21 protein-coding genes, 1 pseudogene and 1 riboswitch are annotated in these 24,674 nt (G+C 33.9%); of the genes and pseudogenes, 4 read left to right on the forward strand and 18 right to left on the reverse strand.

Annotated elements, in window-relative coordinates:
• Positions 1–302: 302 nt before the first annotated feature.
• From FS802_RS04745 to FS802_RS04765, 5 genes are all read right to left on the reverse strand, one after another.
• Positions 303–929: a LysE family translocator gene (locus FS802_RS04745; protein WP_078183606.1), complete on the reverse strand. Its 627-nt coding sequence runs from the start codon at positions 927–929 to the stop codon at positions 303–305.
• A gap of 231 nt (positions 930–1,160) precedes the next feature.
• Positions 1,161–2,240 carry a non-hemolytic enterotoxin NHE subunit C gene (nheC, locus tag FS802_RS04750; RefSeq protein ID WP_078183607.1) on the reverse strand — a complete coding sequence of 360 codons (1,080 nt, stop codon included), beginning with the start codon at positions 2,238–2,240 and terminating at the stop codon, positions 1,161–1,163.
• Positions 2,241–2,347: 107 nt separating this feature from the next.
• Positions 2,348–3,556 (reverse strand): non-hemolytic enterotoxin NHE subunit B, encoded by a 1,209-nt coding sequence (nheB, locus tag FS802_RS04755; protein WP_000162959.1) that lies wholly within the window; start codon positions 3,554–3,556, stop codon positions 2,348–2,350.
• Positions 3,557–3,587: 31 nt separating this feature from the next.
• The gene (nheA, locus tag FS802_RS04760; RefSeq protein ID WP_098720570.1) at positions 3,588–4,748 is read right to left on the reverse strand and encodes a non-hemolytic enterotoxin NHE subunit A; all 1,161 of its coding nucleotides are present in this window, start codon (positions 4,746–4,748) and stop codon (positions 3,588–3,590) included.
• Between the two features lie 593 nt (positions 4,749–5,341).
• On the reverse strand, positions 5,342–7,168 hold the full coding sequence (locus tag FS802_RS04765; protein ID WP_000254869.1) for an APC family permease: 1,827 nt from the start codon (positions 7,166–7,168) through the stop codon (positions 5,342–5,344).
• Positions 7,169–7,311: 143 nt separating this feature from the next.
• Positions 7,312–7,458: riboswitch (cyclic di-AMP (ydaO/yuaA leader) on the reverse strand.
• Positions 7,459–7,596: 138 nt separating this feature from the next.
• On the opposite strand from FS802_RS04765, the gene FS802_RS31465 reads away from it, so the two are divergent.
• Positions 7,597–7,725, forward strand: coding sequence for a hypothetical protein (locus FS802_RS31465; protein ID WP_000031869.1), 129 nt, complete (start codon positions 7,597–7,599; stop codon positions 7,723–7,725).
• 55 nt (positions 7,726–7,780) lie between these two features.
• On the opposite strand, the gene panE is transcribed toward FS802_RS31465, so the two are convergent.
• Positions 7,781–8,725 carry a 2-dehydropantoate 2-reductase gene (gene panE, locus FS802_RS04770; RefSeq protein WP_144524903.1) on the reverse strand — a complete coding sequence of 315 codons (945 nt, stop codon included), beginning with the start codon at positions 8,723–8,725 and terminating at the stop codon, positions 7,781–7,783.
• Positions 8,726–8,899: 174 nt separating this feature from the next.
• Here panE and FS802_RS04775 point away from each other — a divergent pair, with 174 nt between their 5' ends.
• Positions 8,900–10,375, forward strand: a complete 1,476-nt coding sequence (locus FS802_RS04775) for a hypothetical protein (RefSeq protein ID WP_064476412.1) — start codon at positions 8,900–8,902, stop codon at positions 10,373–10,375.
• Between the two features lie 173 nt (positions 10,376–10,548).
• Here FS802_RS04775 and trhO read toward each other — a convergent pair whose 3' ends face one another.
• Positions 10,549–11,508 (reverse strand): oxygen-dependent tRNA uridine(34) hydroxylase TrhO, encoded by a 960-nt coding sequence (gene trhO / locus FS802_RS04780; protein ID WP_000246220.1) that lies wholly within the window; start codon positions 11,506–11,508, stop codon positions 10,549–10,551.
• A 492-nt stretch (positions 11,509–12,000) separates the two neighbouring features.
• Between trhO and FS802_RS04785 the strand changes: the two genes are divergently transcribed.
• Complete coding sequence (locus FS802_RS04785) at positions 12,001–13,296, forward strand: Nramp family divalent metal transporter (protein WP_078183610.1); 1,296 nt, start codon at positions 12,001–12,003, stop codon at positions 13,294–13,296.
• On the opposite strand, the gene FS802_RS04790 is transcribed toward FS802_RS04785, so the two are convergent.
• The 3 genes from FS802_RS04790 to FS802_RS04800 form a co-directional block, all read right to left on the reverse strand.
• Complete coding sequence (locus FS802_RS04790; RefSeq protein WP_078183611.1) at positions 13,253–14,194, reverse strand: M23 family metallopeptidase; 942 nt, start codon at positions 14,192–14,194, stop codon at positions 13,253–13,255. The genes FS802_RS04785 and FS802_RS04790 overlap by 44 nt on opposite strands.
• Before the next feature lie 82 nt (positions 14,195–14,276).
• Positions 14,277–15,344 carry a sensor histidine kinase gene (locus FS802_RS04795; RefSeq protein WP_141528736.1) on the reverse strand — a complete coding sequence of 356 codons (1,068 nt, stop codon included), beginning with the start codon at positions 15,342–15,344 and terminating at the stop codon, positions 14,277–14,279.
• Positions 15,334–16,032, reverse strand: coding sequence for a response regulator transcription factor (locus tag FS802_RS04800; protein WP_144524904.1), 699 nt, complete (start codon positions 16,030–16,032; stop codon positions 15,334–15,336). Before FS802_RS04800 ends, FS802_RS04795 begins: the two co-directional genes overlap by 11 nt.
• 142 nt (positions 16,033–16,174) lie before the next feature.
• Between FS802_RS04800 and FS802_RS04805 the strand changes: the two genes are divergently transcribed.
• Positions 16,175–16,699, forward strand: a complete 525-nt coding sequence (locus tag FS802_RS04805) for a GNAT family N-acetyltransferase (RefSeq protein WP_000483961.1) — start codon at positions 16,175–16,177, stop codon at positions 16,697–16,699.
• A 166-nt stretch (positions 16,700–16,865) separates the two neighbouring features.
• On the opposite strand, the pseudogene FS802_RS04810 reads toward FS802_RS04805, so the two are convergent.
• The 8 genes and pseudogenes from FS802_RS04810 to FS802_RS04855 all read right to left on the reverse strand — a co-directional run.
• A pseudogene (locus FS802_RS04810) lies at positions 16,866–17,012 on the reverse strand (radical SAM/SPASM domain-containing protein); the annotation flags it as partial.
• Between the two features lie 27 nt (positions 17,013–17,039).
• A complete protein-coding gene (locus tag FS802_RS04815; RefSeq protein WP_078176846.1) occupies positions 17,040–19,085 on the reverse strand; it encodes a class I SAM-dependent methyltransferase in 2,046 nt (681 codons plus the stop codon).
• 327 nt (positions 19,086–19,412) lie between these two features.
• A complete protein-coding gene (locus tag FS802_RS04825) occupies positions 19,413–19,793 on the reverse strand; it encodes a BA_1872 family lipoprotein (protein ID WP_000771817.1) in 381 nt (126 codons plus the stop codon).
• A 59-nt stretch (positions 19,794–19,852) separates the two neighbouring features.
• On the reverse strand, positions 19,853–20,062 hold the full coding sequence (locus FS802_RS04830) for a hypothetical protein (RefSeq protein ID WP_144524905.1): 210 nt from the start codon (positions 20,060–20,062) through the stop codon (positions 19,853–19,855).
• A gap of 443 nt (positions 20,063–20,505) precedes the next feature.
• Positions 20,506–22,134: a peptide ABC transporter substrate-binding protein gene (locus FS802_RS04840; protein ID WP_098654399.1), complete on the reverse strand. Its 1,629-nt coding sequence runs from the start codon at positions 22,132–22,134 to the stop codon at positions 20,506–20,508.
• 154 nt (positions 22,135–22,288) lie between these two features.
• A complete protein-coding gene (locus FS802_RS04845; protein WP_141545868.1) occupies positions 22,289–23,614 on the reverse strand; it encodes a bifunctional S-methyl-5'-thioadenosine deaminase/S-adenosylhomocysteine deaminase in 1,326 nt (441 codons plus the stop codon).
• Between the two features lie 53 nt (positions 23,615–23,667).
• On the reverse strand, positions 23,668–24,027 hold the full coding sequence (locus FS802_RS04850; RefSeq protein ID WP_000349591.1) for a YunG family protein: 360 nt from the start codon (positions 24,025–24,027) through the stop codon (positions 23,668–23,670).
• 27 nt (positions 24,028–24,054) lie between these two features.
• Positions 24,055–24,498 carry a GNAT family N-acetyltransferase gene (locus tag FS802_RS04855; protein ID WP_000702237.1) on the reverse strand — a complete coding sequence of 148 codons (444 nt, stop codon included), beginning with the start codon at positions 24,496–24,498 and terminating at the stop codon, positions 24,055–24,057.
• Between the last annotated feature and the right edge of the window lie 176 nt (positions 24,499–24,674).

Below are 24,674 nucleotides of genomic sequence, written 5' to 3' on the forward strand. Positions count from 1 at the left end.
GAAATTTCGACTACCGAATTTTATCCGCCTATACTGCTACTTCACTTAATGTATGCAATGACACTTTAATCAATGGTTTTTTGTCCATCCCCCTACCGATTATCAGCCCGACCCTCATAATGTAAGATTTTTTCTTATAAAGCAAACCGGTCAGGTTATTGAGGAACTTATTTTTAAAGTTCAAATTAGATACGTGTGTAAAATTAGTATGAAGGTATGAAATCAATTGTAAAATGGTAGTTTTAGAATAAGTAAATAAGAGAAATAACCACTATTGATTATTTCTCTTTTCATATACATATTTATTTTTGGAAAAACAATCTAACTCCAAATACTAATAATACTGCGCCCGTAATACCCTCTACTGTACGGTTCACTCTTTCTTTTCTTAGAAAAGTTCTTAATTGGCGTATGAGTGAGATATACAGTAAATACCATATTGCTGTCAAAGTCGTAAATGTGACTCCTAATACAAGAAATTGGAGGAAATGATTTTGATTACTTACAATAAATTGGGGTAAAAAACTAAGGAAAAACACAGCAGTTTTTGGGTTTAAAATTGCCGTAGTAAATCCTTGTCTAAAGCTTTTAATTGCCCCAATATCCTTAGAGTCCATTTCTACTGAACCTGACATATCTTCTTTTTTATGTAAAGCACTTTTAATTGACTTAACAGCTAAGTAAATTAAATAAAAAGCCCCAGCATATTTTATAAATGTAAATAACATAGCAAATTTCATTAGGATGGCAGAGAGTCCTAGCGTAGCCATTATTGTATGAATCATCATTCCAGATATCGTTCCTAAGACAGTCTTTATCCCACCATTTTGACCATGCGAGATAGTGTTTTTTGTAACTAGTGCAAAACCAGGACCAGGCATTATTATGATTAACATTGCTGTAAGGATAAATAACAAATAATTTTCCATGTTCTAGTACTTCCTTTCCAATTTTTAATTTTGCTTACAGTATAGCTTTTTTCATTAAAACATTAAATATAAAAAGCTTGATCAGAAGTTTATCTAAGTTATTAGTATCGATTTGATTAAACATGACCCCAAAGCTACATTAACAAAAAACATGGCAAGTTTATATATCAAATTACAAGTCCAACTCTCACAAAAAAGGATGAAAAATAAACAGCGGAACTAGTCCACTGTTTACTTCGCCACGCCTTCATGTAATTTTTCTGTATAATCTTTTACATCTTTCCAGCTATCTTTTGCTGTATTTAAATCTTCTTTTATGAAGGTAAATTCTTCAGGGCTAATTCCTTTTACGTTTTGTAGTAAATTATTATATTTTGCCCCTACCGTATACCATTGATTTGATATATTTTGCAGTGCTGTAATTGCTGCATCAATTGTTTCTGTCATATTTGTTGTTTTATTTTTCACATCTGTCAAAATTGCGACTTCTGCTTGTGCGCCAGAAATTCTATCTTTTAAATTGGCTATTTCTCTTTCTGCATTTGCGATATCTTTTTTCGCAATCGCAATCATCGGTCCGCCAGCAAGACATGTTATTAACGCTACGCATAGTACACCACCAGCAATGACCATATCATTACTCTTTTTGATTGAATCGTTATATGTATTAATTTGTTGCTCTAGAGCTGGAATGCCGGCATTCGTACTTGCCAAAATCGATGTTAATTGATTTGTATCCTCTTTAAAACTATTTGTGTCTTTCGCCATTCTATCGCGAAAAGCTTTCAAATCCCTTAATAATACATCTACCTCATTTTGATTCTTTACAATATCCGCATACAACTTTTCTAAATCCGCTTTTAACTTTACACTATCTTTTTGATTAATCGCAATTAGCATGCTATTATAATACGCTTGAAAAGTATTATTGTAATTAATAATATTTTGATCTGTTTTCATAATTTGAGGCTTCATATAATTTAACCAATACGCCGCGTTAATTTTTGCATCTCGTTGGTGCTGAATCATATTTCCTTTAAACTCACTATTAATGGAACTTATTTTACTTAAATCCGTCTCTTGCTGATTTTGAATTAATTTTGCATATGAATCCATTGCGAATATACTCGATGTCGTTTGTGCCATAACATCTTGGAATCCAGCTGGTCCGAGAGAATAGTTTTTCGCATTTTCTTGCAATGTTTTTACGTTTTGTTCCGCTGCAAAAGGATGTAAAGGAAGCACATTACTCGTTGCCACTCCAGCAATCATTATTGCTAAAAGACATTTCTTATAAAATCTTTTCTCCATACTTTTCACCTATTCTCTTTATAAGGGTATAAAAAGCTCCTGCCCACAACTGAACAGGAGCTTCAAATCTTTCATCAATACGTAACGCTCTAACGATTCGTATTTGATTAAGCTTTTTTCGTATCTACTACTTTAATATCTTCAGCATAAATCTTTTCTGCATAGTCTTTAATGTTTTTCCAGCTATCTTTCGCAATGTTTAAATCTTCTTTAATGAAAACAAGGTCATTCGGACTAATTGAATCTACATTTTGAAGTAAAGAATTGTATTTTGATCCCATTGTGTACCATTGGTTTGAAATGTTTTGCAACGCTGTAATTGCAGTATCAATTGTATTTGTTAAATACTCCGTTTGTGTTTTAATGTTCGTTAACCCAGCTACTTCTAATTGAGCAGTTGTAACTTGCCCTGTTATTTTTTGAATTTCAGCTTGTGCATTGTCAAGTTCTTTCTTCGCTAATACGATACCAGCTGTACCACCGCCTACAGCTGCTGCACCACCTGCAATTAATGCGACTCCTAGCGGCGTTCCTGCACCTGTAGCAATAACTACTGCACCACCAATAATTGCAATTGGCCCTAGAGCTGTCGCAACTGATGAACCGATAATAATTGCATTATATTTACTAATTGCTTCATTGTACGTTGTAATTTGATTTTGCAGAAGAGGGATTCCTGCATCTTGACTAGCTAATATAGATGTAATTTGATTTGCATCACCTTTGAAGTTTTGCGTATCGGACGTCATTTTGTTTCGGAATTTCTTCAAGTCTTCTACTAACTGATCTACTTGCGCTTTATTTTCATTAATACTACTTGATAATCTAGTTAAACCTTTCGTAAGAGTCGCTTTATCTTTTGCATCTACCGCAGCAACTAAAGTATCATAATAGTTTTGGAATTTCGTATTGTAATTAATAATATTTTGATTCGTTGAAATAAGCTGTGGTTTTAATACATCTAACCATTGCTTCGCATTTCCTCTAGCTGTATCCTGGTGCTGAATTACTTTCCCTTTTAAAGCCGCATCAACAGACGATACATTACCAAAGTTAACATTACCTTGTTTAATAATTGTTAAAGCGTACAGATCCATTACTAAAGCGTTTGAACCTGTTCTTTCCATTGCATCTTTTAGGCCTTCTGGTCCTAATGAGTATTCCTCATAGTCATTATAAGCTTTTGCTACCGCATGAACTGGAGCCTGTTTCACTGCACTTTCAGCTGCATACGTATGGGCTGGCATGATGTTTCCTGCTGCAAATACTGCCATAAGTGCTGATAGAGCCATTACTTTATAAGGTTTTTTTGTCATTTTTCTTCTCTCCCTATATCGTTACTTATTTTTAATGTACTTCAACGTTTGTAACGTAATCTTCAAATTGATTTGTTTGCTTATTCATTTCATCACTTACTTTTTTAATTTGGTTGAAATGTTTTTGTAGTAAACTACTGTCTGTATACGTGCCTTCTTCAACATTCTTTTGAATTTGAATCATATTACTATTTAAAACTTTCCAATCCGTTAATAACGTTTCTAAAGTTGAGATTTGGCGATCAATTAGTTCTGTAAAGCTACTTACTTGATCTTCAACGAATGTAATTTGTGTTGCCTCTGCTTCAGTTTGTGATAACTTTTGAATAAGTGGTAATAGCTCTTTTTGCTTTTGCTGAATGCGAAGAGCTGCTTCTCTCGTTTGGCTATCTGCAGCATTTACAATTTCATTACTTAAAGTACCGATAGAAACGAAATCAATTGTTTTCGTTTGTGCAGTTTGATTTGTAATTGTAAATACTTGTTTACCGATATTAATAGAACCTTTAATAATTTCTTGAGGTCTATTCAAAATAGTCGTTAATTCCGCTTGAATTTCCCCTTGAATTCTTTTAATATCTTCTCGTAATTTCACAATATCTCCACTTGATCCTTGTAGCGTTTTTATCGCTTCATCAGCTTTAATTGATAAGTTGCTACTATCTTTGTCTAATACCGTTTTAAATCGATTTAACTCAAATAAGTCTTGCTCCATACTCTCTTGGATGCTTTGTACTTGCAATTGTAATTTTCCATATGCACTTGTAAAATCTGCTTTTGCCTTTTCATCTTCATTTATGTTTCCTGCTAGTTCATAGAGCTTACTATAATAACTATTAAATCTAGTACTATATCTCATCATCTCTTGATTTAAGTCGATTAGCTTCGGATTATATTCATCAATCCACTCTCGTACATTTGCCTTTGCAAACTTTTGATGATTTGTTAAACTACTCATAGCATTTACCTTAATGTCTGGCTGTTGTAAAATAACTAATCCGTATGCTTGTATAAGTGGTGACTGTGATCCTAACATCCTAATTGAATTGGATAATGTATTTGGAGCAATTACATTTTGTGCATATACTGTTTTCACTTCTGTTTGCCCCCCCTTAGCGTAAGCGCTTACAGGAATAAAACAACTCGTAGATACTGCTGTAACCAATAACCCTGTAATTAAAGTCTTTTTCACTTTAACTCCTCCTATGTATTAGCAACTATTACTATCGCATTTTATTATTCTATTTTCTTGCACGTAATTTGAGATGGTTAAAATAGAGAACGTTCTTACCGTGATTCATATACGAACCATCTCTCCCAACTTTTATTGCTACAGTACTCACTTATCGTTCTAAAACATTTCATATGTGATTAGTATGAATAACATTGTATAAAATTTCTATTTCATAGCCATTTCCACATTCACACAGTGAATATATTACATAAAAATATTATTCATTTTAAGCTAAATAACGTACGCAAATATGAAATTTCGTTTTGTTTTCATGTAAGTTTTGTACTGTAAGGTCATTTAAACACAGCTATTTATCTATCGTAAAGAAGTATTTTCATTCCCTTTATTTTCAAGCTTTCCTGTCCTTATTTCAAAATATAATCCACTTCACTTTTTCAATTGAAATATCCATATATCACAACAAAAACTCCTACTTACTCATAGATATAAAAATTATATCAATATATCTTTTAGGTTCATATGCAATTATGCATAGCGTATACATAAAAAGGATAGCTTCACTTTCGTAAAGCTATCCTTAAAAAATCTTCTTACTTTTTCAAATGATATGGAACTGTTGTAATAACAACATTTCTTTTATAGAGTAAATACGCACGAATGAGTAAACTAGACTGATTATGAAGAATGTTATGCCAACCTTTTTTCGGAATGAACTGTGGTATAACGACAGTAACTCGGTAATTTGATTCACTCGCTTTATATTGCACTGTATCAATAAACTTTGTTAGCGGTTGAATAATACTTCTATAGTGAGAATGTAAGGTAACAAGTCTTACTTCAGGTTGCCACTTCTTCCATTTCTCTTCAAATTTCTTTTCCTCTTCTCTGTCAAAAGCAACATATACAGCGATAACTTGATCTGCAGAAAGAGCCTTCGCATAGTTCAATGAATTTTCCACCACATGAGTCATGCCCGCTACAGGAACGACAATTACATTTCCCTCAATTGGAACAAGTGGTTCACAAGTTTTTAAACTTAATTGATCGCCCACTGCATCGTAATGCTTCTTAATTCTATGGAACAAGAAGATGATGGCAGGTAAGAAAATAAGGATTGACCAAACTTGTGCAAATTTAGTTAAAAAGAACATGCTCATTACGATAAAACTAATAACTGCACCAATTAAATTAACCGTTAATCTCAAAGCCCATCCTTCAGGTTTTTCACGAAGCCATTTTAATACCATACCCGTTTGAGAAAGTGTAAATGGAATAAATACACCTACTGCATATAACGGGATTAAATGTTCTGTTTGCCCTTGGAAAGCTACAATTAAAATAATCGAAGCTATCCCAAGTATAATAATACCGTTTGAGTAACCTAGGCGGTCTCCTCTAATCGTAAACATTCTCGGTATAAATTTGTCTTTTGCAAGGTTAACTGCTAATAGTGGAAATGCAGAATAACCTGTATTAGCAGCAAGAATTAATATTAAAGCAGTTGTACCTTGTATGAAATAGTACATGAAATTACGTCCAAAAGTTTGTTCAGCAATTTGTGAAACAACTGTTACTTCCTTACTTGGATTAATTCCGTAGTAATAAGCTAAAAAGACAATTCCTGAAAATAAAACGGCAAGTAATGCACCCATTGCAAGCAATGTTTTCGCTGCATTGTTAGGTGCAGGATCCTTAAAGTTTGGAATTGCGTTAGAGATTGCCTCAACACCTGTTAAAGCCGAACTACCCGATGCAAATGCTCGTAGCAGTAAGAACAAACTAATTCCCGCAACCGGCGTTCCAATCGGCGTGTGTAAAGTCGGTGAAACGTGACCAGTTAAAATATTGTATATCCCTACCCCAATTAATATAAATAGTGCTAGAACGAATAAATAAACCGGATATGCTAAAACGGAAGCTGATTCCGTTACCCCTCTTAAATTTAAAATAGTAATCAATATAACAAATATAATCGCAATGATTACATTATGTGCATGTAAACTTGGAAAAGCTGATGTGAGCGCATCTGTACCTGCGGACACACTTACTGCAACAGTTAAAATATAATCGACTAATAAAGATCCTCCAGCTATTAACCCTGGATTCATCCCTAAATTTTCTTTTGATACAACATACGCGCCTCCGCCATGAGGATAAGCAAAAATAATTTGACGATAAGATAAAATAAGGGCTGTCAATAACACTAATACCCCAACAGCGATTGGAATTGAATACCAATAAGCAATCGCTCCAAGACCTGCTAAAGCAATTAAAATTTGCTCTGGTCCGTATGCAACCGATGACAATGCGTCAGAAGATAAAATGGCTAACGCCTTCGTTTTATTAAGCTTTTGCTCTCCTAACTCAGTTGATTTTAACGGTCTTCCAATTAAAAACCTTTTAATAGATGAAACCAATGCTGTCCACTCTCCAATAATTTTGTACGAACGATTCTGCTAGTTACAGCGGATAAACAATTTCTTCAGAAAACAAAAATGTCTACAAGCCATAACGAAATAGACTTGTAGACATTATATTTTTTGTCGCACAAGCTCCACCTTCCTTCTCAATATAACGCTTACGAGGTTAGCTGTCGGATTCGGGCCTATGAGTAGCCCTACCTTTTTCAAGGATTCACCCCATTGGATTAAGTACTAATCCATAAGAACGGGTCCCCCGCACCATGCGGTTTCAGCGATTTAGAAAATTGAAACTGTGGATTATAATACTCCTTTATTTTCAAAATGTAAACAAAAATTTTGAAAAAGAAAAAAATAAAATGATTGCGCATAATCCGCTGGTAAATATACATAATGAATACTAAAAAACGATAAAGGAGACCCATATGTCTAAAGAAAAGAAGCCTATTTTTTCCGATTCCTATTTAGATGCATTAGCAAATGAAATTAATCAATTATACGGTAAACGTGAACAGGAAATAAATTTGACAGATAGAACGAAAAGAAATAAATAAGTTGTCATAAAAAAAGAAAGCAATACACTTATATATTGCTTTCTTTTTTATTTTTTCATACATCCAATTCTATTGCTGATTTGTTAAAGATCATTTCTTCATACACTTTTAAATTTTGATATACCGCACCCAATAATGGTGCTTCCATAGAAAACTGTTCTGCTACATCTAGTAAGTATCCTTGTATGTGCTTCCCTTCAATGGACGAACCTTTTTCCATATCACGCTGCATCGATGACTTCATATCATACGAAATTTTATCAATTGTTTTCATATGTTCCTGGGCAATATCTTCCTTAATTGGTGCCCCTATATATCTCATGATTTGCACACATTCTTCAAATAAGTTTTGAATAAAATCACGTCCACCTTCGCTTTCACGAATCGGTCCTATTGGTGTACGCATTAATGTTGTCACACCTGACATTACAGTAATAAATAAATATTTATGCCACATATCTTGCGTAATATTTTCACTTAAAACAAAACTAGATTTCGTACCTGCAAATGCTTTAGCAATATGCTGTATTCTCTCTGAATCTTGAAACTTCATTTCTCCAAACAGAAGTCTGTTGGCAGCGCTAGTTTGTACAATTTCTCCTTGATCGTTTAACGTCGTCTCGATAAAACATAGACCGCCAATCACTTTCTCTTCACCAAATTCTTTTTGTAATAGTGATACATGAGCAATACCATTTAACAATGGAATGATGACAGTATTTTCACCTACAAACGGCTTCAAATCTTGAATCGCCTCGTTTAAGTGATACGCTTTTGTTGAAAATAAAATGACATCAAATGGAGAAGTTCGATCTTCTTTCGTTATTAATTTCGGTTGGAAGGAAAAATCCCCATTCACACTACGAATAACAAGTCCCTTTTCCTCTAATTGCTGTTTTCTTTTACTACGAACAAGAAACGTAACATCTTCCCCTTTTTCGACTAATCGGCCACCAAAAAATCCTCCGACGCCACCAGCTCCTAATACTAAAATACGCATACAACATCCCCCTTTTCAAAATACAATTTTATAACATGTAGTATACATAACATTATACATGTCCTCTACTAAATAAGCTGAATTTTCATTCTTAATCAAGTATAAAACAGTGGTTATTTTCAAATAAATTTGGGCATGTTGTTTTTATAGCATATATGAAAGGAAACAATGTAAATGGAGGCAATACAGACAATCGAGGAAAAAGATGTAGCAACAGCTATATTTCAATTTATATTCCCGTTTTCTTTTAAAACCGGATATGAACAAAATATGTTCCCTTTCTTACAGAAAAATGATTTTCGCCCTTTTCGACTCGATCATCTTGAAAATGAAAATACATACTACGGAAAGTTTCAAGTTTCACATCAAAATATGGAAGCATACTATCTTTCATTTACAAATAAAATTCTATTTCCTCACTCAGAGCACCAAAAAGGATTGCAGCGCTATTCTAAAGACCTTAACTTAACTGGACATTTAACAACAAATTTGATTTCCGTTCCATTCAAAATTCATTCTATTGACGTAACACTTTGTCCTTATGAGCTTGGCTTCTTAACAATTCGGACAGAAGTAGAAACCGCTCCAAACATGACATTGTCAGAAGCAATCGAATTTGCCGCCCGCTTCCGTGTCCTTGAAACTAAAAATGATACAACTGAAACTATCTGTATTGAATGTAACGGAAAACAATATTCACAAGTAGAGAAGCTCATATTCGGCGATTTATTTCATGGCTTAACAGACTTCTTTGAGAAAAAGAGATTGCGGAGTTCTTACTTTCAAACATTCCCCTTCTTTGAAGATCAACGAATGTATGTACAAACTTTATTATCCATAAACAAAAAGTCAGACCTTCATGTAATCGATGTATACCGAGCTTCCAGTCTTTCCGGATTAACAGACAATGGCAAGCCCTATATTAGCGCAAATAATGTTCCTTATATTCAAGATTATTTAACAAAACATTCTTATCAAAGATGGGCTCCTAATCGCTACTTTATTATGGAAGAACATATTTTCACATGTATAACAAACGAGGATGAACACGAATTCGCTAAACTTGCTAGTCAAATGTACGGAGAGTTTTATTACGCTTTGTTATTAAATCTATTTCATAAAGTTGTTTTATTAAAGATGGCAAACGCTTATGCTGAACTAAACATTGATCAAGATACAAATGAAATAGAGAAATTAATTTATTCAATCAATTCATTTACAGCGAATTACTTTTCTTTAGAGTTAGTATCCCAATCACAGAGTGAAGATATTTTTTTCCGCTTAAGAAAACTATTTAATATTGAAGTACTTTACTCGAATGCAAAACAAAATCTCGATAGTTTGTTTAAATATCAAGAAAATGTCGCTTCTAAAAAAGATAGCCTTTTACTATTAATTTTAACGCTCTACTCTGTAGTAGGCCAAATGTTAGGGTTTACTATGATTGATCTTTTAAGAAACACCGATTCAAACAAAATCTCGTCGCCACTTGAATTTTTCGCACTTTTAATAGCAATCAGCGGCATAGTCATTTCATTTATTTTAGGCGCGCAAAGTTTATACCAATGGAGTCTACAACATAAACGAAGAAAATCATGGGTAAAACAAACTGTACTTTCTGCTGTGAAAGAGAAAGATGATAAGAAGTAAAGAAGGTTATTTTCAAATTACAAATACGTGGTACGCTTCAGTAAATGAAATTTTTATTAGCGATTTTTAAATTCTATCGACTTACCGACAAAAACTGACAAAAAAAGTACCGCATAGTAAAAAAAGTACTCCAAAATAAAATTTGGAGTACTTTTTTATTACACTAATTTATCTTACTTTCCTGCTTCGATTTTCTCTAATGCAGCAGCTACTTGCTCTTCAGTTAATTCGTGTTGCACGATATAACGATTACGTGGGTGTACACGACATTCATGAGAACATGCACGTAAATGTTTTGCTTCGTTTTCTTCAGAACATAAAATTTTCTTATTACATTCTGGATTTGCACAGTTTACATAGCGCTCACAAGGTTCACCTGTAAAGTGGTCTTTACCAACGATAACATGCTCTTTTTGGTTTACTGGTACAGAGATACGCTCATCGAACACGTAACATTGTCCATCCCAAAGCTCACCTTGTACTTCTGGGTCTTTGCCGTACGTTACAATACCGCCATGAAGCTGACCTACATCTTCGTAGCCTTCACGAACTAACCAACCAGAAAACTTCTCACAACGAATTCCGCCTGTACAGTATGTTAAAATCTTTTTACCTTCAAGTGTTTCTTTGTTTTCTCTAATCCAATCTGGTAATTCACGGAATGATTCGATATCTGGTTTAATTGCACCCTTGAAGTGTCCTAAATCAAACTCATAATCATTTCGTGCATCAATAATAACTGTATCTTCTTGTTTCATTGCTTCATAAAAATCTTTTGGCTCTAAATACTTTCCAGTTATTTCGTGTGGGTTAATGTCATCTTCTAGACGAAGTGTCACTAACTCTGGACGAGGACGTACGTGCATTTTCTTGAATGCGTGCCCTTCTTCTTCATCTATTTTAAATACGATACCGTCAAAGCGTGGATCGTTGTTCATTGCTTCCATGTATTTCTCTGTTTGTTCTACAGTTCCAGAACAAGTTCCGTTAATTCCTTCTTTAGCTACAAGGATTCTTCCTTTTAATTCAAGTGAATTACAAAATGCTAAATGCTCTGCAGCGAATTCTTCAGGGTTTTCAATTGTTGTATACATGTAATATAGTAATACTCTGTATGGTTTTGTAGTTGCCAATGTATTTCTACCACCTATCTAATTTTTAAAATCATGTATAAGTTAACGTTCATATCAAAACATATATAATAAGAAAATGTATCCAAAGTTTTATGCATCCCATTTTCTTCTCTTTATACTATTTTCTATAAGTTAACAAAAATAAAAAACAAGATTACACATCAAAACACTATGGTTAAGTTGTAATCCCAATATATTATATATCATACAAATGCAATTCCATCAATTAATATGCTGTATTATAGGCTTTAGGTTCACATAAATTTCAAAAATAGCCCTTTAATTCATTATGTTTCCCCACGTCATCACACCATAAACTCCCAATTTTTTATAACACGACACCATCTATTGCAGCAAGGCATATAATTTGCACCAAGGAAACATTTGTGTTCAAATAAAAATATCATCTAATACATCTAAATGTATTGAAATAAACAATAAGAATACTTACAATAATTTCATCAAGTTAACATTTCAAAGGGGAAAACTACTATGAATAAAGATATATCAAAAGATGAACAAGTCCCTTCTCAAAGTACAACTGTTCAATCCGCACACTTAGCTTTAAGTGGCGAAACGAAAGGCTGGAAACGACTGTTACCGTTTTTAGGACCCGCTTTTATCGCATCCGTAGCTTATATTGACCCTGGTAACTTTGCTACAAATATCGCAGCTGGTTCACAATACGGATATTTACTATTATGGGTTATATTCGCTTCTAACTTAATGGCAGTATTAATTCAAACTTTATCAGCTAAATTAGGAATTGCTACGGGAAATAATTTACCTGAAATAGCTCGCGAGCACTTTCCAAAACCTGTGTCTATCGGCTTATGGATACAAGGTGAACTCGTTATTATGGCTACAGATTTAGCTGAATTTATCGGGGCAGCACTCGGATTGTATTTATTATTTGGAATTCCTATGTTACCAGCTGCTTTAATTACAGCAGTCGGATCATTTATTATTCTTGAATTTCAACGCAGAGGATTTCGCCCACTAGAAGCTATTATTACAGGGATGATTTTTATTGTAGTAATAGCATTTGGAATCCAAGTTTTTTATGCAAAACCAGAATTAAGTCCCCTTCTTTCAGGACTATTTATTCCGAAATTCCAAGGTGTAGACAGTATATTACTTGCAGCAGGGATATTAGGTGCGACAGTAATGCCACATGCAATCTATTTACATTCTGCATTGACACAACGCCGCGTGGTTGGAACAACTGACGAACAAAAGAAAAAGATTTTCCGTTTCGAATTTATTGATATCATTATTGCAATGGTTATCGCTGGAGCAATTAATGCGAGTATGTTAATTGTTGCTGCTGCACTATTCTTTAAAAATGGCTTGCATGTTGAAGATCTTGATGTTGCTTTTAACCAGTTCAGTACTTTAGTCGGTCCAGTATCGGCTGCTTTATTTGGAATTGGGCTCTTATCAGCAGGACTATCTAGCTCTTCTGTCGGTACAATGTCAGGTGACATTATTATGCAAGGATTCATTCGAATGCATATTCCGTTATATTTACGCCGCTTTATTACAATGATTCCACCCTTAGTTATTATCGCTTTAGGTGTAAATCCAACTTACGCTCTAGTCATGAGCCAAGTCGTCTTATCATTCGGTATTGCTTTTGCATTAGTACCACTTATTATGTTTACAAGCAGTAAAAAAATTATGGGTGCACTCGTTAACCACCGCATAACAACCTTTATCGCTTGGATCATTGCTGCACTTGTTATCATTTTAAATATTTTCTTACTGTATCAAACATTTGTAGGGTAATAGAAAAAGGTATTCCAATAAAACTGGAATACCTTTTTTCATTACCACTTATGTATGTACCTCTTTCTGGCATTATCACACCTTTCTCAGTTCGAAAGTAAAGTGGTAATCCTTCCGCAAGAAATATGCTCACATTTGATGGATCCTGCCTTTGATGATGAATATGTAAATGCGGCTCACTTGAACTTCCGGAGTTACCGACTTGGGCTAGAACCTCTCCTTCATTTACATGTTGGCCTTCCCTCACTTTAATTGATCCTTTCTTTAAATGGGCCAGAACCATAAATGTCCCTGATTCATCTAGTCGTAAATAAATATGATTCCCCGCCATTGACTGAAAATCATCCTCTCCTGGAACTACATCTTTTTCATCATTATTGATAGATACAACTGTTCCAGAAGCTGGTGCCATTACTTTCGCTCCATATATTCCATAATCCCCTAAATTACTACTTTTCGCTTCAGCAGGCGGAATAAGAATATCATATGCCCACCTTTCATTCGGTTTTATAACGTGATAGTTCGTTTCTAACCGATCACCACCCCATCCTACTAGTGCTCGTTCATTTAAGGGAAAACGAACGACTATTTTAGGACTCATAGTCTGTACATCTGCTGGGTAAGCAAGTCCGCCTATGTTAGCAAACCACCCTAAAGGCCAAGCACCAATTATAGAGAAAAGAACTATGAAGAGTAGTGTTCTATCTATTCGCTTTCTGAAAATAACTTTCCACACAAATAGTAATACTGACCCTATCAAAATAAAGATTGATACTACGCTAAAGGCTTGTATACTCCACCAAACAATGACTGATATAACACCATTAACTAAATAAACTACACTCCAACTTATAATTAAAAATGCAACTAAAATTACTAATACATATTTCTTCCACATGTTGTATCCCCACTCTCATATCTTTGTTCTACATGATACGAAGTGAACATTACGACATAAAAAAGAAATACTTACGACTTTCTTACATTTCTTTATAACGCGGTAAAACGATAGTGAAAACAGTTTCTTTATCGTTACTACGCACAGTGATATCTCCTTTATGAAGTTCTGCTATACTTCTCGCAATTGCAAGTCCCATCCCTTTTCCACCCGTATGAGAGCTACGTGATTTTTCACCACGATAAAACTTTTCAAAAACGTAAGGAAGGTCCTCATTCGGAATGCATTGTCCAAAATTTTTAATTTCTATTTCAACATTCATGTCTCTTTTAGAAACTTGAATCAAAATCTGTTTTCCGTCTTTCCCGTACATAATACTATTACTAATTACATTTTCGAATAGCCTCACCATAAGCGCTACATCCATTTCCACATGTAACTCCTTATCACCGTTAATACAAAAGCTCATATCGGCATCATCTAGTAGTGGTACAAAATCAATCATGATTTGTTCAATGAACGCTTTCATATTTACTACACTTTTATGTAATTCGATTTCTCTATAATTTATTTGACAATATTCTAATAAATCATCTACTTGATTTTTTAATTCATAACTTTTTCGCTTTAATATACTTACATACTGTTCACATTCTTCTCCATTTGAATGAAGCTGATTTCCTAACAGGTCCGCGTAACCTATTAGAGATGTTACAGGTGTTCGTAAGTCATGAGAAATATTACTAATCATTTCATTTTTCATTTCCTGCGATTTTTTTTCATTTTCGATAGACTCTCTTAAACTTTTGGCCATTCTATTAACATTCGTTGCTAATTCACCAATCTCGTCATTTTTTGAAATAGGTATATGTATTTCCAAATTACCATTACTTATTTCTTTCACGTTCTTATTTATTTCAGATAACCTTTTCATCATTGTTTTTGTCATGAATGCAAAGTATATTGTAGTAAAAGTTAAAAAAGCCATTAAATATAACAATGAATATTTTTCCTCTAATGCAGTAACATGACTATATATATTTCCAACTACAATTTGAAACGCTATTATACTTACAGTTGCTAACAAAATGCTACATATGAATGCGATAAAAAACTTAGTTCTAATGCCTTGTAATGATTTAATCTTCAATTTTATATCCGACTCCCCAAACATTTTGAATAAACTTCGGCTCTTTTGGATTCTCTTCAATTTTATTTCTTAATCTTGCAATATGAACCATTACTGTATTATTACTTTCATAGGCTCTTTCTTTCCAAACGCTCTCATATATTTCTTCAATAGTAAACACACGATTCTTTGCAGCAGCCATTAAGTACAAAATATCATATTCAGTTTTCGTAAGATTGATTGTTTCTCCATATAATATTACTGTTCTAGACACTTCATCTATTTCTAAACCTCTAATATTTATTTTCTTTTCTATTACTTGGACAGCATTTTGATTGAAATATGTATACCTTCTTAATTGAGCTTTCACTCTCGCTATAAATTCAATTGTACTAAACGGCTTCACAATATAATCATCTGCCCCAGTACTAAATCCAATTACTTTATCTACGTCCGATGATTTTGCGCTTAAGAACATAATGGGTAAACTATGTTTTTCTCTAATCCTTCTGCACAATTCTATCCCATCCATTTGTGGCATCATAATATCCAAAATAGCAAGTTGGATACTGTTATTATTTATTATTTTTAAAGCCTCTTCTCCGTTATGAGCACTAAAAACTTTAAAACCTTCTTGCATTAAATTCGCGTTAACAAATCGAACAATATCTTGATCATCATCTACAATTAAAATTGAGTTTTTCTCCATATATAAACCTCTTTTTGAAATATATTCCACAATCAATTTTATCACAAATTAAAACCATACTTCCCTCTTGAATAATCTTTTTTTTCAGATTAAATTATATAATAACAACACATTCTAGTTTCAGAAGAAATGGAGTGAAAGCATGTTTCCTATATTAAAAACCGACCGACTCATTTTACGAGATCTTACCGAAGAAGATGCACCGAGTATACTACAATGCTTTTCTAATACTGATGTACTGCGCTATTATGGCCAAAAACCATTACAAAATGTTGATCATGTGAAACAAGTCATTCATAACTTTAAGCTCAGTTACAATGCAAGAAGCGGTATAAAGTGGGGAATCGAATTAAAAGACAATAAAGAACTCATTGGTACCATTGGTTTTCACGATTGGTCTTCTGAGCATAAACGAGCCAATATAAGTTATGCCTTTCTCCCTGAACACTGGGGAAAAGGATATGCGACGGAGGCTGTTTCTGAAGTTATATCATACGGTTTCCACACACTTCATTTAAAACGGATCGGAGCAATTGTATTTCTTGAAAATGAAGCTTCCAATAAAGTGCTATTAAAATTAGGATTTGAAAAAGAAGGCGTTCTAAAAAATTATATGTATCAAGATGATATCCCATATGATACAAATTATTATTCTTTATTAAAATGAGTTTAATAGAAATTATACGTAAAAACTCGTTTCAGCATAATGAATCAAGATAGTGGATTTTTAACGAAAGATGGGAAACCGAGCGTTTTTCATTTCTTAGATCATCATACGACTGATGCGAAGTACAATAAATTATATAATCTAAACAAAGGGCATGAGCATATTCTTACTCATGTCCCTTTTTTACGTTCTTTTTCTGTTTTCGCAATGCTTTTGGAATGTATACACAGAAAGGTTCGCTTTCCATGTAATCTCCCGTCATTGCATATGATTTAGAACGAGATCCTCCACAAACATATCGAAACCCACAAACTAAACTTTTTATAAGTTTTCAATATCATTACCTCTTTTCTAAAACCATAAAGAACGTACTATCCGGTAGCACAACCGCATTCCCAGACTCATCTTTAAAATCGATTTTCTCGCTAAGATGTTGTGTATATCCATCCTGTAAATAGTTCATAGCTTGAACGATGTTTACTTTATCTCCAAAGATACCCTTTACGAAATCCTTATAGTCGTTTGGCGTAAAGATTCCAAACTGCTCTTGCACCTCGTGAACAAAGGAATCCTCACCCCATGTATACGTATATAAGAACTCCATCGCATCGTTAACAGGCATTTTGACTGTATTGTCTGCAAGTACCTCATACTGGATTATACGCCCCTTAAATTCACGGACATACTGCTCTAAGAACTTCATTCCACCTGCATCTTTAAAATGAATCACACGCATTAACATTTTATCTTCAGTCATGATGCCATCACGAATGATAATACGACCTCCTGGCTTTATCACCTCGTAAGCACTCTGTAACCCCTTTTTAATTACTTCATGATTGAATTTCTTACCTTCATACTCAATATAAGAGAACAGCTCATGAAGGATAGAAGAATACACAATCGTATCAACCGATTCTTTATCAAACGAGCTACCTAAGTTGATTGCATCCCCTTTAATGACGTCCCAAGAACGACTTTCGTCCTGTTTCTTCTTTTTCAACGTATCAATCACATTTTCGGAAATATCGATACCGTAGATTCGTTTATCCTCGGTCTCTTCTTCAATCATGTCTAGCATAACACCACCACCGGATCCGACATCTACAATCGTATCTCCCTTTATATAATCAAGAATAATTCGTTTATCATCAGCCGAACTATTCATATGCTCCAAATACACTTCTTCGTTATGGAATCTATCATATGCATCCTTTCGTAACCCGAAGAAATCAAAGAGCAGTACATTTGCCCGAGCATGCATCATATCTATCTTTTCTGCCTCTACACAGAAGATGATTAACGCTTCACCTACAGCAGAAAACTGAAACGACACATACGCAGTCTTCATATCTTCATCGACTTTAACCTCAAAAGAAACATGTGTTGTATTCGGCTTCTCGTTCTCACGGTACTCCCGTAGATACTTCTCAATAACCCGCTTACGATACACATTGTCCTTCTTCTCGCCTTTGAAATCATAGTGCAACTGCTGCATCAATTTCTCGAAATGGATATGCTGAACCTTTCTAGTGCCTATCTCGTTCTTTAACATAACAAAAACTGTCCAAATATCCTCGAAGCTAAGGGCATGCATAGACGGTTCTACATACCACAAATCCTTATCAGATAAAAATGTTTGAACGTCTCTCTTCTCGCTCCCCATAATTATATCTTTTTCAAATACTGACTCCTTATGTTTTGGCGTGAGTCTATGTACACGAGAAGTAAATGGCTCCACATAACCATCAAATAGCCCATCAATTGTAATCTTCACATCGTTCTTTACTTCGCTCCACAAAGATTTTGATACACCTTCAATAATACATTGATTAAGATAGTATAGAATCTCCTTTAACCTAACGTCTCCGTATTCTTCTTTATATGTGTCAATTAAATCAATATGAGAGTTCAAACGAGCCTCTCCGCGGATATACTGCCCGATTAATCCATGTGTTCTAATTAAATCTCGAACAAACAAATACTCAGTAGAGTTTAAGTTTGTCTCTATATGTTCGATAAACTGAATATCACTAAAGATATCAGCAGAACCCTCGTTATGTACCAATAGATTGATTCCGTTCTTCTTCCATTTCTCTCGCTGTTTTAAAGAGCCTACCTTTGCAAGCTCACTATACGTTAGTACTTTTTCAATAATGCGATACGCTTCTTCATCTAAAGACAATCCATCTAACACTTGCAGCGTACGGTGTACATAGTACAACACCGCATCTGTTTTTAATTCACCAAGTACTTGTACATTCTCATAGTTTTGATGTATCTCCTCTGCCTCGATTAGATACTTTAACCACGTAGGGAGAGTATTAGAAAACCCTTCAATGTATTTATTTAGAACCTCAATATTTTTCAACTTATTTACCCCCATATATAATCAATATCAGTAGTATGGTCTGGGACATCTTCTCTAAAAAGATTATCACCTTATCTCCCCTTTACCATCTATATCTCTTTCAAATACAAATGCATCAAACCGAGTCTTTTTATCATGTAAAAGAGAGTTATCAATTTCGTTTCTAACATGCCAAGTTTGTAACACATTCTTTTGTTCATCTCTTATTTTAACTTCATCAGGAATTTCGGCGGAATAAACAGCAGGACTCAGCGAAGCATTTCTTACATTAATAAACATTTGTTGTGATAGAATCAACCGAAAATAGAAACGGCAAGCGGGTGCACTCCACTTGCCATTTTTTCATAGCTTAGTATGTATTTGAATTTCTTTTGCTTTCTCTTTTTCACCCTTCACTCGTACAATTAAATCATATGATCCGGATTTTGGCGCTTCAAAAGAAAGCAGACCTTCTTGTTGAGAAGTGACTTCTTCTTCATAAATAACCTTATCACCTTTTGTAACTTGCAATAAAATCGTACCTTCTTCAACGGCTGCTTCATAAGGAATTTCCACATTTCCTTTTTCAGCTTTAATCGTTTGCACATCGTAATACCCTTGCAACGAACCAATTTTTAAAGTCGTTTCGCCATTTTTTTGAACCTTTGTGACTTGTGTTGCTGTATTGCATGCGCTTAACAATACAACAAGAGTGAGAATCATAAATAAACGTAGTAATTTCATAGAAATTCTCCTTTTTTATGTATATGAATTAAATTTCTAACTCTAAATTTTGTACCATCTTATTTCCCACCTCTTAAAATAGCTGTTTTTATAATAAAATAAGTAATAGAAAATAATAAACAAGTACCCATTGTACCAAAAACTGCAACTGAGATGTTACCTGCTAATGTTTCAGTTGGATCTAATGCATTAGGTAAAATTGTACCAAAAATTGCAATACAGGCTAATACAACCATAAAATATTTAAATCTTTTTACTTTCTTATTCATACTAATTATCCCCTTTATTCCTTAACATTAACTTCTAAACCAAATCCCCATAAACCTACACCAGGACCTAATGGTACATGGAATTTGACTCTGCTTTTTCTAGCTTCAAAGGATCCCCCGAGATTCCCAAATTAATATCCCCAAGTATTATACATACCTATTAATTCATATAGAAAAAGCCCCGTTCAAATCAAACACTTAAGCTCCCTTATTTTTATAATACTCAAATAATTACACACAAACATCGCTATCGATTCATCTTAATACCTCAATTACCTTTTAAGTATATCAATGACAAAATATATAATCTAATATTTTTTATATAATTAAAAACAAACATAGTTACAACAAGAGATTGTTTTTATGCTGATTTGTACTGTATTCCCTTATTCCATGTACTCTTTAAAAAAACCTTACTTTTTAAAAAGTAAGGTTTTTTGTATTTATTCATTAGCGATATAAGCATTCTTATACGTATAAACACCACCAAATTGATGCTTCTCAATTCCTTTTACATAATCCTTTTGTACGTAAGCTGATCCCATTTGATAAAGCGGTGCAACTGCAGCATCCTCTAGCAGAATACGCTCGGCCTCTTGCAATGCTTCCCATCTTTTCTTTTGATCTAGTACAAAATCGCTTTTCGCTTTCTTTATTAATTCATCGTAGTGAAGGTTAGAATAATTCATTTTGTTATTCTGATTATCCGTCGTAAAGAGTTCTAAATAACTAATTGGGTCTTTATAATCCGGTCCCCAATTTGCCATAGATATATCGTAATCTCCTGTTTGTTCTAACTGTAATTTTTGCTTAAATGGCTGTTGTTTAATTTGTATCGTTAATCCTTGCAAATTCTTTTCTAAGTCACCTTTTATATATTCTGCCATACGTTTTGCATTATCTTGTTCAAACGTTAAAAACTCTAGGTTTACTTGTTCTACTCCAAGCTCTTTTTTCGATTCTTCCCAAATCTTTTTCGCATTTTGCAAATCATATGAAGAAAGATCTCCGTTTTCTTTTCTAAAATCTTTGCCAGTCTCTTCATTTATATGACCAGCCGGTACAAGTTCGCTTGCAGGTTTTGCCCCGTTATTAATAAAGTGAGCAACGAAATCTTCTTTATTTAACGCGAATGAAATAGATTGACGCACCTTTTTATTTGCTAACGCACTATTTTTTTCATTAAAACGTAGCATAGCAATTCCTGAATCGCTCGACATATGTAAGTCCTTACTTCCCTTATACTTGTCTACAAATTGAGAATTAATAGGCACTCGATCCAAATCACCAGCTTCGTATAAATTAACAACCGTCATTGTATCTTTTACAATTTGAAAGTTTATTTCGTCTAATTTCACTTTCTTTTGATCCCAATATGTAGCATTCTTCTTTAATTGAAACTCTTGTTCATGCTTCCACTTCTCTAATACAAATGGCCCGTTATATATGAGATTACTAGGTTCCAATGCATAATTCTTTCCTTGTTCTTTCAAAAATGATTCATGCTGTGGTAAGTAAATCGGCAGTGCTAACAACTGTAAAAAATACGGAATTGGCTGTTCGAGTTCCACTTCTAACGTATAATCATTTATTGCTTTAACCCCAAGTGTATCAAGAGGCATTGTTCCTTTATTAATTTCTTTCGCATTTTTCACATGAAAGAGCATGTACGCATATTGAGATGCTGTTTCAGGTTTAATTGCACGTTTCCACGCAAACATAAAATCATTTGCTGTCACACTGTCTCCATTTGACCATTTTGCATCTTTACGCAAATCAAATGTATATTTTTTACCATCTTTACTTCTTTTAAACGATTTTGCTACCGCTGGAATAGGCTGATCTTGATCATCTAATACATACAAACCTTCAAATATGTTTTGCATAACGTGCGCTGATGTACCATCCATCGTTTTCGCAGTATCAAGAGAAGGAATTTCTTCTGATACTGTTACATTTAACACTTGTTTTTTAGCTTCTGCATCACTTTTATTCGCTTTATTATTACAAGCTGTTAATAATAAAGTTGTAACAAGTGCCATTACCATTAAATGGCTCTTTTTTTGCTTCATGAATTGTTCTCCTTAAGTATAAAATATTATAAAGCGTTATATATTATAGCAGAAATATGAACAGAAAGATGCGACATTCTTTTGAATATTTATTCGTTCAAGAAAAAAGCTATCCTTTTAAAAAAGGATAGCTTTTTCAACTACATATAATTACCTATCTTTGTAAACCTCGTTTATAACGACTCGCTTCAAATATAATACGCTCTTCATCTAACGTTTTACATTCACCATTCCAAACGACACGTTTTCCGTTAATAATTACATCGCTTATATCTTTTCCACTAGCGGCATATACAAGGTGTGATAACACTTCATCTGCTGGTTGTAAATGCGGCTTATTAGACGGATCAATCGTAATAAAATCGGCACACTTTCCAACCTCAAGTGATCCTGTTTGTTTCATGCCGATTACTTCAGCAGCTCCTTTAGTCGCAAGTGTAAGAGCCGTTTCAACTGGTAATGCTGTTGCATCTTGATGAATACCTTTTTGTAGTAAAGTCGCTATACGCATTTCTTCAAACATATCTAAATTGTTATTAGATGCCACACTATCTGTTGCAATTCCTACTTTCACTCCTGCTTCTAGCATCGCTTTTACATTCGCTATACCAGAACCTAGTTTTAAATTACTATTCGGGTTATGAGCTACTCGAACATCATGTTCTGCTAAAAATGCACGCTCATTTTCATTTAATACTACACCGTGTGCAATAACTGTTGGGCGTTTAAATAAACCGCAACTTGCTGCATATTCTACTGGACGTTTTCCGTACTGTGTTTCAATATCACGTACTTCACGCTCTGTTTCCGAAAGATGAATATGAACCATCGTTTGATTTTCTACTGCAATACGAGCACACTCTTCTAACAGTTCTGTAGAACATGTATATGGACTATGCGGCGCAACCATCGTAGTTAACATACCACTTTCGTTATAGTAACGCTTCACATATTTTTCAGCTTCTTCAATCGCTTTCTTCTCATCGTCCTTCGTTCCGAAGCTAAATAAAGTTCTTGAAACAGCAGCTCGCATCCCACTCTTTGATACCGTTTCCATAATTGCATCTTGATCTACTCCAATTGGATTAAACATATCAGAGAATGATGTTGTACCACTTTTCACCATTTCAAGTAATCCTAATTCCGTACTAGCAACCGCAAGCTCTGGCGTAAACTGACTTTCAAGTGGCCAAATTCTCGTCTCCAGCCACGGTTGTAATAACATATCGTCTCCAATCCCTCTTAAGAGACTCATTACAACGTGTGTATGTGTATTTACAAGCCCTGGTAAAACCCACTTTCCTTTCATATCAATTACTTCATCTACTTCAAAATTATCAGCAAATTCTCCGCTCTTTACATCTATAATTTGATCATTTTCTACAATGATATATCCATTTTCTATCACTTCGTTTTGTTCATTCATCGTTACGATTGTAGCGTTTACATAAGTTGTTTTCAAAAGTATTTCCCCTTTCAACTCTATGAAGTTCCCTTTAATAAGTTACCACCATTATAGTAACTTATTAAAGATTAAGAGTCAAAAGATAATTTGAATTCTTTCATTATCTTTTCCTTCAAAATGCTATATTGTTTTTCATTTGTATCTGCAAATGCTTCTTCCCGATTTGATTTCTCATCCATATAATCCAATTCTCTATTGAATTGAGCCCCTGTAAAATCAAACCTCTTCCCATCTATACAGTTATAAAAGTGCCACACCTCTCCTATTTTTGTCTTCTTGATTTGCCCTCCGCATATATCTTGAATGACTAAAGCCGTTACACCACACTGTCCCTTTGCTGGATTTTCACTTGTCCACTTTGAACTCGTTTCAATCGACCACGATTTTATTAGTGCTTCATATATTCTTTTTCTCTTTATATGATCCATTTTCAGCTTCTCCTACTATTAATTGTTTTACACATCATATTTCAAAAGAGGCAGTAATCGCCCCTTAAAAACCGTTGATGGTGTTTCCCCGATTAACTTCGCTCCCATCTTCAAGTAAAACCCTTTTGCATTCGGGTCACTATCAATTGTAAAATTTTTTATCCCTAGTTCATTTGCTTTTTCTATTACATACTTCCAAAGTATTTTCCCGTATCCTTTCCCTTTGTAACGAGGATGAATATATAAAAAATCAAGAGCATTTTCATTACGTAAAAATGAAAAAAATCCAATCATCGTATTATCGTTTTCTAAAACATATACAAAATTATTTTTTATGTACTCATCGGTAATTGTTAAATCTTCCTTACAAGCAAGTATGAATTCTTCGCTATAGTTCCACGTTGCTTTTGAATGTAGTGCGAGTTCACTTAATTCATTTACTTCACTTAATAACGCTTTTCTTATCTTCATGATTCTTTCTCCTCACATTCAATATATAAACTCTTAAAATGATTCGAAAAGTAATTTAAAAAACCTCTTATTTCCGTAAATAAGAGATTACTTTTATAAATCTTTATTATAGGTAACAATTTTTTAAAAGAAAAAGAACGCCATTCCTGAAAATTGACGTTCTTTTTCTTTTAACC

This window comes from Bacillus sp. DE0042, assembly GCF_007680225.1.
GTDB lineage: Bacteria > Bacillota > Bacilli > Bacillales > Bacillaceae_G > Bacillus_A > Bacillus_A wiedmannii.

Bases quoted from the DNA above. Each gene is read 5' to 3' on its own strand.
- FS802_RS04745 (WP_078183606.1), bottom strand. From the start codon at position 929: ATGGAAAATTATTTGTTATTTATCCTTACAGCAATGTTAATCATAATA.
- nheC (WP_078183607.1), bottom strand. From the start codon at position 2,240: ATGGAGAAAAGATTTTATAAGAAATGTCTTTTAGCAATAATGATTGCT.
- nheB (WP_000162959.1), bottom strand. From the start codon at position 3,556: ATGACAAAAAAACCTTATAAAGTAATGGCTCTATCAGCACTTATGGCA.
- FS802_RS31465 (WP_000031869.1), top strand. From the start codon at position 7,597: ATGTCTAAAGAAAAGAAGCCTATTTTTTCCGATTCCTATTTAGATGCA.
- panE (WP_144524903.1), bottom strand. From the start codon at position 8,725: ATGCGTATTTTAGTATTAGGAGCTGGTGGCGTCGGAGGATTTTTTGGT.
- FS802_RS04775 (WP_064476412.1), top strand. From the start codon at position 8,900: ATGGAGGCAATACAGACAATCGAGGAAAAAGATGTAGCAACAGCTATA.
- FS802_RS04785 (WP_078183610.1), top strand. From the start codon at position 12,001: ATGAATAAAGATATATCAAAAGATGAACAAGTCCCTTCTCAAAGTACA.
- FS802_RS04790 (WP_078183611.1), bottom strand. From the start codon at position 14,194: ATGTGGAAGAAATATGTATTAGTAATTTTAGTTGCATTTTTAATTATA.
- FS802_RS04800 (WP_144524904.1), bottom strand. From the start codon at position 16,032: ATGGAGAAAAACTCAATTTTAATTGTAGATGATGATCAAGATATTGTT.
- FS802_RS04805 (WP_000483961.1), top strand. From the start codon at position 16,175: ATGTTTCCTATATTAAAAACCGACCGACTCATTTTACGAGATCTTACC.
- FS802_RS04815 (WP_078176846.1), bottom strand. From the start codon at position 19,085: ATGGGGGTAAATAAGTTGAAAAATATTGAGGTTCTAAATAAATACATT.
- FS802_RS04825 (WP_000771817.1), bottom strand. From the start codon at position 19,793: ATGAAATTACTACGTTTATTTATGATTCTCACTCTTGTTGTATTGTTA.
- FS802_RS04830 (WP_144524905.1), bottom strand. From the start codon at position 20,062: ATGAATAAGAAAGTAAAAAGATTTAAATATTTTATGGTTGTATTAGCC.
- FS802_RS04840 (WP_098654399.1), bottom strand. From the start codon at position 22,134: ATGAAGCAAAAAAAGAGCCATTTAATGGTAATGGCACTTGTTACAACT.
- FS802_RS04850 (WP_000349591.1), bottom strand. From the start codon at position 24,027: ATGGATCATATAAAGAGAAAAAGAATATATGAAGCACTAATAAAATCG.
- FS802_RS04855 (WP_000702237.1), bottom strand. From the start codon at position 24,498: ATGAAGATAAGAAAAGCGTTATTAAGTGAAGTAAATGAATTAAGTGAA.